Origin of the sequence: Marichromatium bheemlicum (genome assembly GCF_012276755.1) — a bacterium.
Taxonomy (GTDB): Bacteria; Pseudomonadota; Gammaproteobacteria; order Chromatiales; family Chromatiaceae; genus Marichromatium; species Marichromatium bheemlicum.
Map to the genome: position 1 here is coordinate 1 of NZ_JAAXKX010000004.1, position 16,195 is coordinate 16,195.

The 16,195-nt window shown below is 65.5% G+C and carries 14 protein-coding genes and 1 pseudogene; 10 read left to right on the forward strand and 5 right to left on the reverse strand.

The annotated features are described in order from the left end of the window. Nucleotides 1-1,544 (forward strand): ORC-CDC6 family AAA ATPase (locus HF203_RS04325; protein ID WP_210424634.1); only part of this gene is annotated, 1,544 nt, incomplete at its 5' end. Nucleotides 1,545-1,569: 25 nt separating this feature from the next. Here the strand turns inward: HF203_RS04325 and HF203_RS04330 are convergent. Further along, nucleotides 1,570-1,737: pseudogene (locus HF203_RS04330) on the reverse strand (transposase); the annotation flags it as partial. A 298-nt stretch (nucleotides 1,738-2,035) separates the two neighbouring features. Here HF203_RS04330 and HF203_RS16325 point away from each other — a divergent pair. The 4 genes from HF203_RS16325 (at nucleotide 2,036) to HF203_RS04340 (ending at nucleotide 3,300) form a co-directional block, all read left to right on the forward strand. Continuing rightward, a complete protein-coding gene (locus HF203_RS16325) occupies nucleotides 2,036-2,332 on the forward strand; it encodes a transposase (RefSeq protein ID WP_425483197.1) in 297 nt (98 codons plus the stop codon). 4 nt (nucleotides 2,333-2,336) lie between these two features. Further along, nucleotides 2,337-2,600 carry a hypothetical protein gene (locus HF203_RS16330; protein ID WP_425483198.1) on the forward strand — a complete coding sequence of 88 codons (264 nt, stop codon included), beginning with the start codon at nucleotides 2,337-2,339 and terminating at the stop codon, nucleotides 2,598-2,600. A 9-nt stretch (nucleotides 2,601-2,609) separates the two neighbouring features. Further along, nucleotides 2,610-2,780, forward strand: coding sequence for a hypothetical protein (locus tag HF203_RS16335; RefSeq protein WP_425483199.1), 171 nt, complete (start codon nucleotides 2,610-2,612; stop codon nucleotides 2,778-2,780). A gap of 82 nt (nucleotides 2,781-2,862) precedes the next feature. Further along, complete coding sequence (locus HF203_RS04340) at nucleotides 2,863-3,300, forward strand: GNAT family N-acetyltransferase (protein WP_168666954.1); 438 nt, start codon at nucleotides 2,863-2,865, stop codon at nucleotides 3,298-3,300. Between the two features lie 260 nt (nucleotides 3,301-3,560). On the opposite strand, the gene zwf is transcribed toward HF203_RS04340, so the two are convergent. Genes zwf through glgX form a run of 3 tightly spaced genes read right to left on the reverse strand, consistent with a single transcriptional unit; the run spans nucleotide 3,561 to nucleotide 8,255 of the window. After that, entirely contained in the window at nucleotides 3,561-5,108 is a 1,548-nt protein-coding gene (gene zwf / locus HF203_RS04345; RefSeq protein ID WP_168666956.1) for a glucose-6-phosphate dehydrogenase, read from the reverse strand. 28 nt (nucleotides 5,109-5,136) lie between these two features. Then, on the reverse strand, nucleotides 5,137-6,150 hold the full coding sequence (gene gnd, locus HF203_RS04350) for a phosphogluconate dehydrogenase (NAD(+)-dependent, decarboxylating) (protein WP_168666958.1): 1,014 nt from the start codon (nucleotides 6,148-6,150) through the stop codon (nucleotides 5,137-5,139). Nucleotides 6,151-6,176: 26 nt separating this feature from the next. Beyond that, nucleotides 6,177-8,255, reverse strand: coding sequence for a glycogen debranching protein GlgX (glgX, locus tag HF203_RS04355; RefSeq protein WP_168666960.1), 2,079 nt, complete (start codon nucleotides 8,253-8,255; stop codon nucleotides 6,177-6,179). A gap of 282 nt (nucleotides 8,256-8,537) precedes the next feature. Here glgX and HF203_RS04360 point away from each other — a divergent pair, with 282 nt between their 5' ends. The 3 genes from HF203_RS04360 (at nucleotide 8,538) to HF203_RS04370 (ending at nucleotide 13,610) form a co-directional block, all read left to right on the forward strand. After that, nucleotides 8,538-8,906: a hypothetical protein gene (locus tag HF203_RS04360; protein WP_168666962.1), complete on the forward strand. Its 369-nt coding sequence runs from the start codon at nucleotides 8,538-8,540 to the stop codon at nucleotides 8,904-8,906. A gap of 93 nt (nucleotides 8,907-8,999) precedes the next feature. Then, entirely contained in the window at nucleotides 9,000-10,298 is a 1,299-nt protein-coding gene (locus HF203_RS04365) for an efflux RND transporter periplasmic adaptor subunit (RefSeq protein WP_168666965.1), read from the forward strand. Nucleotides 10,299-10,325: 27 nt separating this feature from the next. Then, on the forward strand, nucleotides 10,326-13,610 hold the full coding sequence (locus HF203_RS04370) for an efflux RND transporter permease subunit (RefSeq protein WP_168666967.1): 3,285 nt from the start codon (nucleotides 10,326-10,328) through the stop codon (nucleotides 13,608-13,610). Nucleotides 13,611-13,631: 21 nt separating this feature from the next. On the opposite strand, the gene HF203_RS04375 is transcribed toward HF203_RS04370, so the two are convergent. Continuing rightward, entirely contained in the window at nucleotides 13,632-14,486 is an 855-nt protein-coding gene (locus HF203_RS04375) for a damage-control phosphatase ARMT1 family protein (protein WP_168666969.1), read from the reverse strand. A gap of 235 nt (nucleotides 14,487-14,721) precedes the next feature. On the opposite strand from HF203_RS04375, the gene HF203_RS04380 reads away from it, so the two are divergent. Next, on the forward strand, nucleotides 14,722-15,420 hold the full coding sequence (locus tag HF203_RS04380) for a response regulator transcription factor (protein ID WP_168666971.1): 699 nt from the start codon (nucleotides 14,722-14,724) through the stop codon (nucleotides 15,418-15,420). Between the two features lie 152 nt (nucleotides 15,421-15,572). Continuing rightward, the gene (locus HF203_RS04385; RefSeq protein ID WP_168666973.1) at nucleotides 15,573-16,001 is read left to right on the forward strand and encodes a DUF1842 domain-containing protein; all 429 of its coding nucleotides are present in this window, start codon (nucleotides 15,573-15,575) and stop codon (nucleotides 15,999-16,001) included. Nucleotides 16,002-16,195: the final 194 nt, after the last annotated feature.

Here is a 16,195-nt window from a genome sequence, read left to right on the forward strand (position 1 = left end):
CCCGCATCATGCAGCGGTCCGAGCGGCAGACAGACATGGGTAAGCTTTTGAGTACCTATGTCGATGTCGGTCTTCTCCCCCAACTGCAAAACAGGAATCACCAAATATTCTATGGTCGCAGAGGTACGGGCAAGACCCATGTGCTAAAAGTTCTAGAAACGCGATTTAGAGATGATGAAAGCCTCACAGTTGTCTATATAGATTGTCGGACCCTTGGTAGCACGACTCAATTTTCTGACACATCGTTGCCAATCGAGCGGAGATGCTTGGCGCTTTTTCGAGACTTCTTGTTGGAGATCCACCATTCATTGCTTGAACATATCGTTGAGGCACCAAACGACAACGCAACCCAGGCATTTGAGGCGGCTGACCAGCTCGCAACCTTGATCACCGAGCCGCTTACGACCTTGAAAACAAATAGAATGGAAGTTGAGGCAGAGCGAAAAAGCACTTTCGGGCGGGCCGCCGAGGCCAGTACTGGTATCTCCAGTGGGAACGCTAAAGCAAGCTTTTACTTCCAAGCAAATGAGGGAAAAGGAGCGAAAGACAGTAGCAACATCGAGTATTTAGTCGAGTCGGAAGAAAAGATCGTTTTTCCAGAGTTACATCGACACCTTAAGCGCGTGTTAGCCTTGGCTGAAACGAATCTTGTTGTGCTAGTGGATGAGTGGTCCTCGCTACCCTCTGATGTTCAGCCATATCTAGCAGAGTTCCTTAAGCGTGGCATCCTTCCGCTTAACGAAGCGACTTTAAAGATTTCGGCGCTAGAGTATCGCTGCAGATTCGTTGAAGGTGGCCCCGACAATTATGTGGGATTCGAGCTAGGTGCAGATATTGCGACGGCGCCTGACCTTGATGACTACTTCGTATATGACCGGAATCCCGAGCACATTACAGACGTATATGCCGATGTCCTGTATCGGCACTTGGCGAGCGAGCTAGAAGATGGTTATCTTAAGGAGCATGGCGTTTCCTCTGGGCGGCAACTAGCTTCTCGACTTTTTACCGAGAGAGCTACGTGCGGAGAACTTGCAAGATCTAGCGAGGGCGTTGTTCGTGATCTGATCAACATCTTCACAAAAGCGTTCTTTGATTCCCATAGACGTAGAAGGAAAACCATAGACAAGCAAGCCGTCTTGGATAGCGCTCGACAGTGGTTCGAGCAGGATAAGGCCCAGTATCTTGATGAGGAACTACAAAATATCCTACGGCGAATCGTTGATGACGTCATTGGAAAAAGAAAGGCTCGTTCATTCTTATTGCCTCGCGAGTTAGAACGAAACCCAATTGTTCAGCGCCTATTCGATGCTCGCGTGATCCATCATATGCAGAGAGGATACGCAGACAAGGATAATCCCGGTGTGCGTTATAATATTTATTCCATCGACTACGGGACTTACGTCGACCTGCTGGGCACAACTAAGGAGCCCGAATTAGAGCTTTTGGAGGTCGTGGAGCGTGTGGAACCAGATGTGATCGTTCCTTTTGATGACAAGCGAAGCATTCGAAGGATCATTCTGCACCCCGATGTTTTGGAGGCATGAGTTCTAAGGGCTTTATCAAAAAGCCCTACGCCCACTCCAAGGCATTCCAGCAAATGAGTGCGAGTCCCAGGAAGAGAAACGCCTCGTGAATATCGGCTCGGCGCTCAAAGCGCACCCGCAGTCGGCGGAACTGATGCAACCACGCCAGCGAGCGTTCAACGACCCAGCGGGTCGTTCCCAGCCCGCAGCCATGTGGCAGAGGAAGGGGACACCCAGAGCGCCGGGAAAAGCCGGCAAGAGATTGGAGGTGAAAGCCCTCTCCCCGGAAAGGTGTAGCGAACCGCCGGGACCTCGAGTCATGGGCCGGACTGTCCGCGAGGGCAGCGGTTAAGCGTTGACAGGGGCATGCATAGGCTCGGTATGGAGCTCCGAAATCAAGGTTGGGAACGCTGACCGCGTTGGGTGAGCGGGAATGTCCCCTTCCCCGAAAATAGGTCCAGCGAAAAGTAGAGACTGGCGGCCTGATGGTGGCCGAGCAGAGGAGCGCCCACATGCGCAAGAGCAAGTACAGCGAGCAGCAGATCGTTGACACACTGCGTCGTGCTGAGTCTGGAATGGCCGTCAAGGACGTGTGCCGGGAGCTGGGGATCAGCGCGGCGACCTTCTATCAATGGCGCTCGAAGTACGGGGGGATGGAGGCTTCGGACCTGAAGCGGCTGCGCGCGCTGGAGGAGGAGAACCGCCGGCTCAAGCACATGTACGCCGATCTGAGCCTGGATCACAAGATCCTGAAGGAGATCGTCGAAAAAAGCGCTGAGCGCCAGGGCGCGGCGCGCCCTGGCGGGTGAGTCCATGGCCGAGGGTGTGAGCAAACGGCGCGTCTGTCGGCTGCTCGGGATGAGCCGTTCGGTGCTCGACTATCACGCCCGCCCGCGTGACGACGGGCCGCTGATCAAGGCGCTGAGCGCGCTGGCCGAGCGCTATCCATGCGCCGGTTTCCGCAAGCTCTATGCGCGGCTGCGCCGCGCCGGACATTCCTGGAACCACAAGCGGCTCCGTGCGCTCCGCCCGCCGCAACCGCTGGCGCAACCGATCCGTCCCAAACTGCAATGGTAGGCCGGCTTCATGAGCGATGCGCTGAGCAGCGGCATGAGCGATCGCACCTTCAACGCCATCGACGACTACAACCTGCGCCGACCGCACGAATCGCTCAGCGATCTTTCACCAATCGAGTTTCTTAACCGCCGCGGACATGCCAGTGTGTCTATTTATGGATGGACCTATATAAGGGGGTGACACTTGCCCCCTTCGGTCGCTGGACGCTGCGCGATAAAGCCGCGCAACGCCGGTTAGCTCTACCGTTAAGACTAATATGAAAATGGAATATTCCTTTCGACCTGCAAATCCTGAGGATCAAGCGCAATTGTTCGAGCTATACCAAGCAGTGATGAGTGGGTACATCGAACAGATCTGGGGCTGGGATAGTCGATGGCAGAAAGATGATTTTTCAGAGCACTTTGATCCAGAGCAGATAACGGTGGTTTTGCGCAAAAGTCAACCGATAGGTTATGTTCAAGTAGAGACGCATAGTGATGAACTCTACATCCGAATGCTTTTAATCGCTCCGGAGCATCAAAAGAAGGGTCTTGGAGCAAACATTTTGAAGCGGATTGTCTCCTCTGCATCGAAGCAGCATCTCGGAGTCAAGTTGCAGGTTTTCAAAATCAACGCGCCGGCAAGGCGTTTTTATGAGCGCCATGGGTTCACAGTAGTTGGTGAAACCCCAGCGAGTTTAGAGATGGCGTTCGATGCCTAATGAGGGTCCCTGTTTTTTCGTCCCCCAAGTGGGGGGCATGCGACCGTCTGATCGCGGCTCTGTCTCGCCTCCCACCGTTGCATGAACTCGATGGGTGAACGGTAGCCAAGTGTCGACTGCAGTCGCTTGCGGTTGTTGAAGACCTCCGAAGGCCGTAGCGCGCATCGCCTCGCGGGTCGGGAAGCGCTGACCGACATGGGGGCTGGTTGCTGAAGGCTGGCCGCTTTCTTTACGGTTCAAGCGTCTTCAGCCGCTGGCGCTCAACTCGTCGAATCCGCCCCTGGCGTGAGGATGCGCCGCCAGCGGCGTCCGTCGTTGCGCAGCAGGTCGCCGGCGGCGGCGGGGCCCCAGGTGCCGGCGGCGTAGTTGGGGAAGTCGCGTGCCGGTAGCGCCGACCACACGTCCTGTACCGACTCGACGATCTCCCAGCCCTTCTCGACGGTGTCGGCGTGCTTGAACAGGGTGGCGTCACCGTGCATGCAGTCGTAGATCAGGGTCTCGTAGCCGGTGGCCGGGGCGTTGCCGAAGTAGTCGGCGTAGCAGAAGTCCATGTTGACGGTGCCAACGCGCATCTTGGGCCCGGGGACCTTGGCCCCGAAGCTCATCTGGATGCCCTCGTTAGGCTGGATGCGCAGCACCAGCATGTCGGGGTCGAGCTGGTCGACATCGGTGTCCTTGAACATGATCTTGGGGGCGCGCTTGAACTGGATGACGACCTCGGTGTACTGGGCGTTGAGCCGCTTGCCGGTGCGCAGATAGAAGGGCACCCCGGCCCAGCGCCAGTTGTCCATGCTGAGCTTGAGCGCGGCGAAGGTCTCGGTGCGCGAGTTGGGCGCCACCCCGGGCGAGGAGCGGTAGGCCGGCACCCGCTCGCCGCTCGGCATCAGCCCCTCGCCGTATTGACCGCGTACGGCGTGGGTGAGCACCTGCTCCGGGGTGAGCGGCTGGAGCGCGTCGAGCACCTTGTTGATCTCGTCGCGTACCGCCTCGGAGTCGAACGAGTTGGGTGGTTCCATCGCCAGGAAGCCGAGCAGCACCAGCAGGTGGTTGGGGATCATGTCGCGCAGCGCGCCGGCCTTGTCGTAGTACTCGCCGCGGTGTTCGACCCCGACGGACTCGGCCACGGTGATCTGCACATGGTCGATGTGCTGGCGGTTCCACAGCGGTTCGATGAAGGCGTTGGCGAAGCGGAACACCATGATGTTCTGCACCGTCTCCTTGCCGAGGTAGTGATCGATGCGATAGATCTGCTCCTCGTCGAGGTTCTGGTGGAGCATGCGGTTGAGCGCCTGGGCCGACTCCAGGTCGTCGCCGAAGGGCTTCTCGATGATCACCCGGCGCCAGTCGTCCGGGGTCTCGGTGGTGAGACCGACGGCGCCGAGCAGCCGGGTGATGTCGCCGAACAGCGCCGGTGGCACCGCGAGATAGAACAGATAGTTGCCGTCGGTGCCGCGCTCGGCGTCGATCCGGGTGAGGCGCTCACAGAGTGCGACATAGCTTTCGCGCTCGGTGATGTTGCAGCGCATGTAGTGGATGCGCTCGCACAGCCGCTCCCAGACGTCCTGATCCCAGGCCGCGCCGACGTGGTTGCGCACCGCCTCGGCCATGCGGTCGCGGAAGGCCGCGTCGTCGAGTTCGAGGCGATCGACCCCGAGCACCGCGAAGGTCTCGGGCAGCAGCCCGCCGCGCGAGAGGTGATAGAGCGCCGGGACCAGCTTGCGCCGGGTGAGGTCGCCACCGGCGCCGAAGATGATCATCACGTTCGGCGGCGCCGGCGGGGCGTTGTCGGAGGTCAGTCGTTGTTGCATGGGAATCGCTCCTTGATGGGCGGGGCGCTCAGGCGGACTTCTCGTGGTGACCGCCGAACTGGTAGCGCATCGCCGAGAGGATGCGATTGGCGAATTCCGCCTCGCCCTGGGAGTTGAAGCGCTCGTAGAGCGCGGTGGTGAGCAGCGGGGTCGGGGTGCCGGTCTCGATCGCGGCGATGCTGGTCCAGCGTCCCTCGCCGGAGTCCGACACCCGTCCGCTGAAGTTACCGAGTTCGGCGTCCTCGGCGAGCGCGTTGGCGGTGAGATCGAGCAGCCAGGAGGAGACCACGCTGCCACGCCGCCACAGCTCGGCGACCTCGGCCAGGTCGATGTCGTACTGGTAGTGCTCGGGGTTGGCCAGGGGCGCGGTCTCGGCGTCGGTGGCGCGCTCGGCGCGCCCGGCGCCGGCGTGGCGCAGCAGGTTGAAGCCCTCGGCATAGGCGGCCATGAGGGCGTATTCGATACCGTTGTGGACCATCTTGACGAAGTGTCCGGCGCCGCTCGGTCCGCAGTGGAGATAGCCCAGCTCGGCGCCGCGCGGCGGGCCCTCGCGCCCGGCGGTGCGGGGGATGTCGCCGGGGCCTGGGGCGAGATCGGCGAGGATGGGTTCGAGTCGGGCGACGGCCTCGGTGGCGCCGCCGACCATCAGGCAGTAGCCGCGCTCGCGCCCCCACACCCCGCCGCTGGTGCCGCAATCGATGAAGTGGATGCCCGCAGGCGCGAGCCGCGCGGCATGGGCGATGTCGTCGCGGTAATTGGAGTTGCCGCCGTCGATGATCGCATCCCCCGCCGCGAGCTGGGGTTCGAGCACGTCGATCACCGAGTCGACCACGCTCGCCGGGACCATGATCCAGACATGGCGGGGGGCCTCGAGTTGGGCGCACAGCTCGGCGATGTCCGCCGCGCCGCTCGCGCCGCGCTCGACCAGGGCGGCGACCGCCGCCGGGTCGCGATCGTAGACCACGCACTGGTGGCCGGCGGCGAGCAGTCGCTGCACCATGTTCGCGCCCATGCGGCCGAGTCCGATCATTCCGAGTTGCATCACTCTCTCTCCGTTGCCTGTTGCACTCAATGGAAGAAGCCCTCGAGCACTATGACCCCGTGCGCCGCGACCTGTAACCGTGGCTGTTCGATCAAGGGCTGTGCGCCCGGGGCGAACACCCCAGGCTCGCGGGCGGTATCGACGGCCAGATACCAGCTCATGCCGGCCACCGGCGGTAGTGCGAAATCGTGTGGTTGGTCGCTCATGTTGAGCATGACATGCAGGGGCGCCTCGCCCTCTTCAAGACCGTCGAGGGTGAAGGCGAGGGCACGATTGTCCGGCTCGTCCCAGTTCGGTTGTTCGAGTCCGACCCCATGCCAGCGAATATCGGGCAGGGCATGACCGGGGGCGCGCTCGCCGGTGAGAAAGCGCTTGCGGCACAGCGCCGGGTGACGGCGGCGCAGCGCGATCATGGCGCGCACGAACTCGAGCATGACGGTGCTGTCCTCGAGCCGCTGCCAGTCGATCCAACCGAGCGGGTTGTTCTGGCAGTAGGTGTTGTTGTTGCCCTGTTTGGTGCGCAGCAGCTCATCGCCGGCGTGGAGCATCGGCACCCCCTGGCTGAGCATCAGGATGGCGATGAAGTTGCGCGCCTGGCGTTGGCGCAGGGCGAGGATGGCGGGGTCGTGGGTGGGACCCTCGACGCCGCAGTTCCAGCTCAGGTTGTGGTTGTGGCCGTCGCGGTTGTCCTCGCCGTTGGCCTCGTTGTGCTTGTGGTCGTAGCTGACTAGGTCGTAGAGACTGAAGCCGTCGTGGCAGGTGACGAAGTTGATGCTGTTGGTCGGCAGTCGGGCGCGGCTCTCGTAAAGATCGCTGGAGCCGGCGATGCGGGTGGCGACCTCGGCCACCAGCCCGGGGTCGCCGCGCACGAAGCCGCGGATCACGTCGCGATAGCGCCCGTTCCACTCCGCCCAGCGATAACCGGGGAAGTCGCCGACCTGATAGAGCCCGGCCGCGTCCCAGGCCTCGGCGATGATGTGCGCGCGATTGAGTGCCGGGGAGAGCTCGATGGCCCAGAGCACCGGCGCGTGATACTGCGGGTTGCCGTCCTCGCCCCGGGCCAGCGCGCTGGCGAGGTCGAAGCGGAAGCCGTCGACGTGCATCTCGCGGCTCCAGTAGAGCAACGAGTCGATGAGAAAGCGGGTGACGATCGGGTGGTTGCAGTTGAGGGTGTTGCCACAGCCGGTGTAGTCGCGGTAACGGCGCCGATCGACGAAGTCGAGGTGGTAGTACATCTCGTTGCCGAGTGCCTTGAAGCTGATGATCGGGCCATGCTCGCCACCCTCGGCGGTGTGGTTGAACACCACGTCCATGATCACCCCGATGCCGGCGCGATGCAGCGCCTTGACCAGGTCGCGGAATTCGTTGCGAGCCTGGCTGACATCGACGGCAAAGCCTGGATGGGGCGCGAAATAACTGTGGGTGCTGTAGCCCCAGAAGTTCTCCAGTCCGCGCGCGGCGGTCGCCGGGGGTACATCCTGGGTGTCGAAGGCCATCACCGGCATCAACTCGACATGGGTGATGCCGAGCGATTGCAGATAAGGGATCTTCTCGATTACGCCGAGGAAGCTGCCTGGGTGTGCCACCCCGGAGGAGGGGTGGCGGGTGAAGCCGCCGACGTGCATCTCGTAGATGACTGATGCGTTGAGCGGGATGTGCAGCGAATGGTCGTCCTCCCAGTCGTAGTCATCACGCACCACCTGGGCGCGCATCGCGGTGGTGGTGTTGGGGCCGGACTGGCAGGCGGCAGCGCGGTCCCACAGCAGATCGCTGACGGTGGTCGCCCAAGGATCGAGCAGGGCCTTGTCGCTATCGAGTCGGCAACCGCTCTCGCGGGTCTTGCAGTGACCCTGGACGCGCCAGTTGTAGTAGGTGCCGTCGGGCAGGTCCTCGACGAAGACGTGCCAGAAGAAGAAGGTCCGATTGACCCTGGGGTCGAGTGCGATGACCTCATCGGGCTCGGGGCTGTCGGCGCGCTCGAACAGCAGCAGCTCCATCGACTCGGCGTAGCGCGAGAAGACGCAGAAGTTGACGCCGCCCTCCATGGGGGTTGCGCCGGTGTTGTCCCAGACACCGGGCTGCACGGAAGATCTCTGTCGCGTCATCTTGTTACCGCTCCTGCTTGTGATCGCTGCCGGCTGCCATCCTGGGCGCCCGCGGCTCGACGGTTGTTGGCCGTCGTTGATGGCCTCGGGCGGGTAGCGCCCGAGGGTTGGGTGTGGGGTGCGGTCCCGGATCCCTGTGCCGCACTGTCCAACGAAACATGCATCTCACTCCGTCCCGATTGATCGAACCGGCGTCTTGAAGTCTAGACCCTGGAGGCGATGTTCGCTCAATACTAAGGGGACAGATTGAAAAATGCCTGTATGAGCGATAGCTTGGAGAGCATGAAACGATCCGGGCGCACACTCCCGCTGTTGCTGGTGCTCTGTCTACTCGCCTTCCAGGCGCAGACGGTGGCCGCGCGTGCGCTCGATTGTCTCCACCTTGATGCGCCCGTCACCGAGGTCGCCTGTCCCGGCCACCTCCAGCCTGCGGGGGGGATCGACCGACAACCCGCAGCGCCCGTGGACAGGGGCAGCCCCTTCGACTGCGCCAAGTGCGCGCTGGCGCTCACCCTTGGCGTACTGCAGGCGCCACCGACAGGCCCGTCGCTGCAGCTTGCAGACCGTGGCGCGGTACATCGGCCGCGTCCTCCCGTGCACTTCTATCTGCACGACCCCGAACACCTGCTGCGTCCACCGCGGATCGACTGACACCGAACCGAGCCATCGCGGGGTCCCGATCGACCCCGTGCCGACCCAGTGTCAGCGGGGCGCGCCCGGTGCGTGCCCCTCGAGGTGTGAACTATGTATCGACGTCATCTATCCTGCCGAGGCGGTGCGCCGACGCGCTATCTCTCGGTCTCGCTACTGGTGCTGGCGCTCGCCGGTTGCGACGCCACCCCCCCGACTCCCCCCCCTACCGCAGGGGCCGAGCACGACCACAGCGCCGAGGCGGCGCCTGCCGCGCGACCGCTCGAAACCCGCTATGTCTGCCCGATGCACCCGCAGATCGTGCGCGATGCCCCCGGCACCTGCCCGATCTGCGGCATGGATCTGGTGGAGCGTGCGCTCGATCCCCTGGCCGGGCGCGGACCCGAGGTGCGACTTGCCCCGGGGCTGGCGCAGACGCTCGGGGTCCGCACCGCCACGGTCGAGCGCGGCACCCTGTGGAAGTACGTCCGCACCCCGGGCCGAATCAGTTATGACGAGACCCGGCTGGCGCATCTCCACCCGCGCGCGCCGGGCTGGATCGAGGGGTTGAGCGTGCGCGCCCTCGGTGAGCCGGTCGGCGCCGGGCAGGAGCTTGCGAAGCTCTATGCCCCGGAGATCCTCTCCGCCCAGGTCGATTTCCTGCTCGCGCTCGCGCCCCAGCCCGAGGGCGTGGCCCGGGTGCGGGTCGATCAGGCGCGCAACATCCTCCGTCTGCTCGATGTCCCCGAGGCCGACATCCGCGCCATTGAGCGCAGCGGCGAGACCCGCCAGACGGTGCCGGTGCTGGCGCCGATCGACGGCGTGGTCACCGAGATGAAGGCGCGCGAGGGGATGTACGTCACCGCCGCCGATGCCATGTACACCATCGCCGATCTCAGCCGGGTGTGGGTGCTGGTCGATGTCTTCGAGCACCAGATCGACTGGATCGCCCCCGGCCAGGGCGCCGAGATCCGGGTCCCGGCCTATCCCGGACGCAGTTGGGAGGGCGAGGTCGATTATCTCTACCCGGCGCTCGATCCGCAGACGCGCACCCTGCGGGTGCGACTGGTGTTCGACAACCCCGAGGGTCTGCTGCGCCCCAACATGTTCGCCAAGGTGGTGATCTACGGCGGTCCCAGGCGCGATGTGCTGAAGATCCCCGCCGAGGCGCTGATCGAGACCGGCACCGCCACCCGAGTGGTGCGCGCGCTCGACGACGGGCGCTTCGCCCCGGTCGAGGTGGTGGCGGGGATGCGACGCGAGGGCGAGGTCGAGATCCTCTCCGGGCTCGACGCGGGCGATCGCGTGGTGACCTCGGGGCAGTTCCTGCTCGACTCCGAATCGAGCCTGCGCGCCGGACTCGACCGGCTCTCGGGCCAGACGCAGGGAGGGCACGATCATGCCGGTCACTGATCCCCGTCACCGCCCGGAGGTGTCGCGATGAAGGCCGTGATCCTCTGGTCGATCCGCCAGCGGGTGCTGGTGCTGCTCGGCGCGCTGGCGCTCGCCGTCTGGGGCGCGCAGGCGCTGCGTACCATCCCGCTCGATGCCATCCCCGATCTCTCCGACGTGCAGGTGATCGTGCGCACCAGCTTCCCCGGCCAGTCGCCGCGGGTGGTCGAGGAGCAGGTCACCTATCCGCTCACCACCACCATGCTGGCCGTCCCCGGCGCCAAGGTGGTGCGCGGTTACAGCTTCTTCGGCGACAGCTATGTCTATGTGCTGTTCGAGGACGGCACCGATCTCTACTGGGCGCGCTCGCGGGTGCTCGAGTATCTCAACCAGGCCGCCGCGAGCCTCCCCGAGGGGGTCCAGCCCCGGCTCGGGCCGGATGCCTCCGGGGTCGGCTGGATCTACAGCTATGCCTTGGTCGATCGCAGCGGACGGCACGATATCGCCGAGCTGCGCAGTCTCCAGGACTGGTTCCTCAAGTTCGAGCTGCAGGCGGTGCCGGGGGTGGCCGAGGTGGCCACGGTCGGCGGCATGGTGCGCCAGTACCAGGTGGTGGTCGATCCCGACCGGCTGCGTGCCTATGGCATCCCGCTGGCGCGGGTGGCCGAGGCGCTGCGCGCGGCCAATGCCGAGGTCGGCGGCTCGGTGCTGGAGCTGGCCGAGGCCGAGTATATGATCCGCACTCGCGGCTATCTGCGCGGGATCGAGGACATCGAGACCATCCCGCTGGGCGCCACCGAGGGCGGCACCCCGATCCTGCTGCGCGACCTGGCGCGGGTGCGGATCGGGCCGCAGATGCGCCGCGCGGTGGCCGATCTCGACGGCGAGGGCGAGGTCACCGGGGGCATCGTGGTGATGCGCTCGGGCGAGAACGCGCTGGCCACCATCGCCGCCGTCGAGGCGCGCCTCAATGCGCTCGCCACCGGGCTCCCCGAGGGCGTGGAGATCGTCGAGACCTATGACCGCTCGCGGCTGATCCGCGCCGCCGTCGACAACCTCGGCGACAAGCTCGTCGAGGAGTTCATCGTCGTCGCCCTGGTCTGCGTGCTCTTCCTCGTCCACCTGCGCTCGGCGCTGGTGGCCATCGTCAGCCTGCCGCTGGGGGTGCTGGCCGCCTTCCTGGTGATGAACACGCAGGGGATCAACGCCAACATCATGTCGCTCGGCGGTATCGCCATCGCCATCGGCGCCATGGTCGATGCCGCCATCGTGATGGTGGAGAACGCCCACAAGCACCTCGAACGCGCCGGCCCCGGCATCGACCGCGCCACCCACTGGCGGGTGATCGGCGAGGCGGCCACCGAGGTCGGACCGGCGCTGTTCTTCTCGCTGTTGATCATCACCCTGAGCTTCCTGCCGGTGTTCGCGCTCGAGGCGCAGGAGGGACGGCTGTTCGCCCCCCTGGCCTATACCAAGACCTATGCGATGGCCGCGGCGGCGGGGCTCGCCGTCACCCTGGTGCCGGTGCTGATGGGCTATCTGGTGCGTGGCCGCATCCCGCGCGAGCAGGCCAATCCGCTCAACCGCGCGCTGATCGCCGGCTACCGGCCCGTGCTCGGCGCGGTGCTGCGTCGCCCCTGGACGACGCTGGTGGCAGCCGGGGTGCTGCTCTACAGCAGCCTGATCCCGCTCGGCGGGGTGGGCGGGCTGCTTGCGCCGCTCAAGTGGCCCTTCCAGCTCGCCTCGGCGGTGGTCGAGACCCCGCTCGCCGAACGCGCCGAGGCCCGGGTGGGGCAGTGGCAGCAGGCGCTCGCCGAGGGTTGGCGCGCGCACCTCGGCGCGCTGCCGGTGATCGGCGGTTGGGATCGCGGGTTGGGCTCGGAGTTCATGCCCGAACTCGACGAGGGCGATCTGATGTACATGCCGACCACGCTGCCCGGAATCTCGATCGGCAAGGCGCGCGAGCTGTTGCAGCTCACCGACCGGCTGATCGCCTCGGTGCCCGAGGTCGAGCGGGTGTTCGGCAAGGTCGGGCGCGCCGAGACCGCCACCGACCCGGCGCCGCTGACCATGATCGAGACCTTCATCCATCTCAAGCCGCGCGAGGCGTGGCGCGAGGGGATGACGCTCGCGCGGCTGATCGACGAACTCGACGAACGCGTCCAGGTGCCCGGCGTGACCAACGCCTGGGTGATGCCGATCAAGACCCGCATCGACATGCTCGCCACCGGCATCAAGACCCCGATCGGGGTGAAGATCTCGGGGCCGGATCTGGCCGAGATCGAGCGGCTGGGCCAGGCGCTGGAGCCGATCCTGATGGGGATCGAGGGCACGGTCTCGGCCTATTCCGAGCGTGTCGCCGGGGGGCGCTATGTCGAGATCCGCCCCGACCGCCTGGCCGCCGCGCGCTTCGGGCTGAACATCGACGACATCAACCAGGTGGTGGCCGCCGGGATCGGCGGCATCGAGGTCACCCGCACCGTCGAGGGGCTGGAGCGCTATCCGGTCAATCTGCGCTTCCCGCGCGATCGGCGCGCCGATCTCGAGGCGCTGCGCGAGCTTCCGATCGTCACCCCGAGCGGGGCGCAGGTCGCGCTCGGGCAGGTCGCCGAGGTGGTGATCGTCGACGGACCGCCGCTGCTCAAGAGCGAGAACGCGCGGCTCACCGGCTGGACCTTCGTCGACATCCGCGGCCGTGATCTCGGCGGCTATGTCGCCGAGGCGCGGGTGCGGGTGCAGGAGGCGCTGGCGCTGCCGCCGGGCTATTCGCTCGACTGGTCGGGCCAGTACGAGTCGATGGAGCGCGCCCAGGCGCGGCTGGCGCAGGTGCTGCCGCTGACCCTGGCGATCATCCTGGTGCTGCTCTATCTCGCCTTCGGCTCGCTCGGGCGGGCGCTGCTGGTGCTCGGCTCGCTGCCGCTGGCGCTGGTCGGCGGGCTGTGGCTGATCTATCTGCTCGACTACAACCTCTCGGTGGCGGTCGCGGTGGGCTTCATCGCCCTGGCCGGGGTGGCGGCGGAGTTCGGCGTGGTGATGCTGGTCTATCTCGACGCGGCGCTCGCGCGTCGCCGCGCCGAGGGACGGCTCGATGACCGCGCGGCGCTCCACGCCGGGCTGATCGAGGGCGCGGTGCTGCGCATCCGTCCCAAGGCGATGACGGTGGCGACCATCTTCGCCGGGTTGCTGCCGATCATGCTCGGCGCCGGGGTCGGCTCGGAGGTGATGCGCCGCATCGCCGCGCCCATGGTCGGCGGCATGATCACCGCGCCGCTGCTCAGCCTGCTGTTGCTGCCGGCGGCCTACGCCCTCTGGTACCGGCGCGGGCTGCGCTGAGCGGGGCCGCGTCCGGGGCGCCTAGCGCGCGAGCCCGGGCGCGGCCTTGACGATCAACCCGCCGGTCGGCACCCCGATGTCGTCGGCGATCACCCCGCACTTGGCCTGGAGCAGGAAGACGATGGGCGCCTCGACCTCGCTCAGGCTCTCGTAGTTGGCCTGACCCTTGGCGATGATCAGGGGCGCGGCGGCGAAGCGCGCGCCGAACTCGGCCGAGCAGCGATCGAGCAGGGTGCCGACGGCGTCCGAGCCGTTGTCGACGAGGCTGGCGCAGCCGTCGAGCCCGGCGGCGCGCGCGTCCTCCAGGGTGGCGTCGTTGATCGCCGGGCCGCCCTTGCAGACATAGGTCACCGGCTGGTCGAGCTGTTCGATCAGGGCGCGGTCGAACACCGTCTCGCCGGCGTTGTCGCCGAGATAGAGCACCCAGTCGACGCGTGCGAGCGCGGCGCGCAGCACCGCCAAGTCGTCGATGGCGAAGGGCTGGCGCAGCACCCGCTCGAGGGTGGCCTCGAGGTCGTAGTGCTCGAACACCCCGAAGTCGATGATGTTGCCCGCGATCGCGCCGCGCACCGCCGTCTCCAGCGGATCGGCCGAGGCGGCGATGGCGGCGACCAGCCGTGGGTAGAGGTCGAGGGCGCGGCGCGTCGCCTCCTGCTTGGCCGCGAGATAGGGATCGACGGCGCCGGTGCGGGTGCGCACCAGACGGTGGATGGTCTCGGCCATCCGTGGCGGTGTGGTGTCGAGCGGCAGCCTCTGCAGCTCGGCCATGGTCTCGACCAGGATCGCGTGCTGCAGCGCCTGATCGGCGCCGGCGCGCCGCGCCGCGCTCAGCGCCTGGCGCAGGAAGCAGGGATAACAGTCGAGATGAGTGTGCATGACGGCTCCGTCGGTTGCTGGCAGGGAGCGGCGACCCTAGCACGGGGTGGCGACGCGGCGCCTTGACGACTGTCGCCGGCCCGTTCTCGGCCCTGAGGTTCTGAACGGCGAGAACGCTGTGCGTTGGTCAGTTACGCCTTGAGGATCAAGGGATTGGCCCCATGAACGATCACCTCTCCATCATCAACATCCGTGAGTAGTGGCGCGGAATGGATCGGACACAGGGAGGATCGACATGACTGAGCCGACTTGCGTGATCCTGATCGAGGGCGATGCCGAGCTGCGGGCCACCCTCTCCGCGGCCCTCGAGGAGGCCGGTTGTGCGGTCACGACCGCAGGCGATGCGGTCTCTGGCTATCGTCAACTGAATGAACAGGGGTTTGCCGTGGTGATCGTCGGCCTGGCGCTCCCCGATCAGCCGGGACAGGTCTTGATCGACTACACCAGACGCAATACCGCTAGCGCCGTCGTTGCCCTGGGGCAGCGTGGTGGGGTCGAGGTCCGGGTCGATTGCTACCGTGCTGGCGCCGACTTGTTCCTGCAGGGGCCCGTCGACCCAGAAGAACTGGCCGCTGCCGTCTCCAGTCTGACCCGGCGCTATGCCCAGCTGCGCGCGTCCGCGCCGCGGTTCGTCGGTTGGCGCCTGCTGGTGCAGCGTCGGGCGTTGGCCATTCCTGGCGCCGGTACCCTCGAACTCAGCCCGCGTGAGTGCCAATTGCTCGATCTGCTCTCCCCGGGCGCGGGTGAGGCGGTACGCCGTTGTGAGTTGCTCGATCGGCTCTACGCGCGGCGCGACGAGAGCGCCGAGCGTGCCCTCGAGACCTTGGTGCGCCGCACACGTCGCAAGATCGCCGGCCACCACCCTGGGCCGAGCCCGATCCTCACCCAGCACGGCGTCGGCTACGCCTTTGCCACCCCGTTGATGCGGGCCTGAGCACAATGGTCAGATTCGGTCAGATGGGGTCGGATCCCGTGGGTTGAACATCAGCGTCCGGGCTGTCACCTTAGCTGCCCAGCGTTCCGGGGGCGACTGCCCAAGGGATGCGGGTTGGCTCAGAGCAATGGTGATCAATGGGGGAATCTGGAATGAAGACCTTCAGCGCGGTGGCCATGCTGGCCCTGATCGGTAGCGCCTCGGGCGCGGTGTTTGCCGGGGACATGGAGAAGGGGGTGAACGCCTTTCGCGCCTGCTATGGCAGCGACATCCCGTCGGGGATGACCGGTGCGCCGGAGTTGACCATCGAGGTGGTGGTCGACTCCCAGCCCGAGCACAAGGCGATGGGCACGGGTAAGGTGACCTGGGGCTCGGTGCAGGGCTTCGAGCCGATCGAGACCGAGATCAGCGGTCCCTGGTACTACATGTGCACCATGGACGCCTGCTCGATCCGCTTCGACTTCTCCGGCGAGGGGCTGGACGGCATGCTGGTGGCGACCAACTGGGGCTCGCCCGGCACCTTCAAGTACAGCTTCAACGATGGCGACCCCGTCGAGCAGGAGGCGATGGTGTGTAACTGAGGCAACCACCGTCCGGTCCTGGATCAGCCTCCAGCGACCAGCCGACAGCTTCCGGTGGAGAAGCGTGGCTGACCGCTGGAAGCTGATCGCTCATTTTTCAGCCTCCAGCGGCCACGGCCAGCTGACAGTCTCCAGTGGGGAGGGCCGACGTCATGATTTGGCGAGAGAAGGCGTCCCGCTGGTCGCTGACGACT

Excerpts from the sequence above, each read along its gene's own strand:
- HF203_RS16325 (WP_425483197.1), top strand. The coding sequence starts at position 2,036 with ATGCGCAAGAGCAAGTACAGCGAGCAGCAGATCGTTGACACACTGCGT.
- HF203_RS16330 (WP_425483198.1), top strand. The coding sequence starts at position 2,337 with ATGGCCGAGGGTGTGAGCAAACGGCGCGTCTGTCGGCTGCTCGGGATG.
- HF203_RS16335 (WP_425483199.1), top strand. The coding sequence starts at position 2,610 with ATGAGCGATGCGCTGAGCAGCGGCATGAGCGATCGCACCTTCAACGCC.
- HF203_RS04340 (WP_168666954.1), top strand. The coding sequence starts at position 2,863 with ATGGAATATTCCTTTCGACCTGCAAATCCTGAGGATCAAGCGCAATTG.
- zwf (WP_168666956.1), bottom strand. The coding sequence starts at position 5,108 with ATGCAACAACGACTGACCTCCGACAACGCCCCGCCGGCGCCGCCGAAC.
- gnd (WP_168666958.1), bottom strand. The coding sequence starts at position 6,150 with ATGCAACTCGGAATGATCGGACTCGGCCGCATGGGCGCGAACATGGTG.
- glgX (WP_168666960.1), bottom strand. The coding sequence starts at position 8,255 with ATGACGCGACAGAGATCTTCCGTGCAGCCCGGTGTCTGGGACAACACC.
- HF203_RS04360 (WP_168666962.1), top strand. The coding sequence starts at position 8,538 with ATGAAACGATCCGGGCGCACACTCCCGCTGTTGCTGGTGCTCTGTCTA.
- HF203_RS04365 (WP_168666965.1), top strand. The coding sequence starts at position 9,000 with ATGTATCGACGTCATCTATCCTGCCGAGGCGGTGCGCCGACGCGCTAT.
- HF203_RS04370 (WP_168666967.1), top strand. The coding sequence starts at position 10,326 with ATGAAGGCCGTGATCCTCTGGTCGATCCGCCAGCGGGTGCTGGTGCTG.
- HF203_RS04375 (WP_168666969.1), bottom strand. The coding sequence starts at position 14,486 with ATGCACACTCATCTCGACTGTTATCCCTGCTTCCTGCGCCAGGCGCTG.
- HF203_RS04380 (WP_168666971.1), top strand. The coding sequence starts at position 14,722 with ATGACTGAGCCGACTTGCGTGATCCTGATCGAGGGCGATGCCGAGCTG.
- HF203_RS04385 (WP_168666973.1), top strand. The coding sequence starts at position 15,573 with ATGAAGACCTTCAGCGCGGTGGCCATGCTGGCCCTGATCGGTAGCGCC.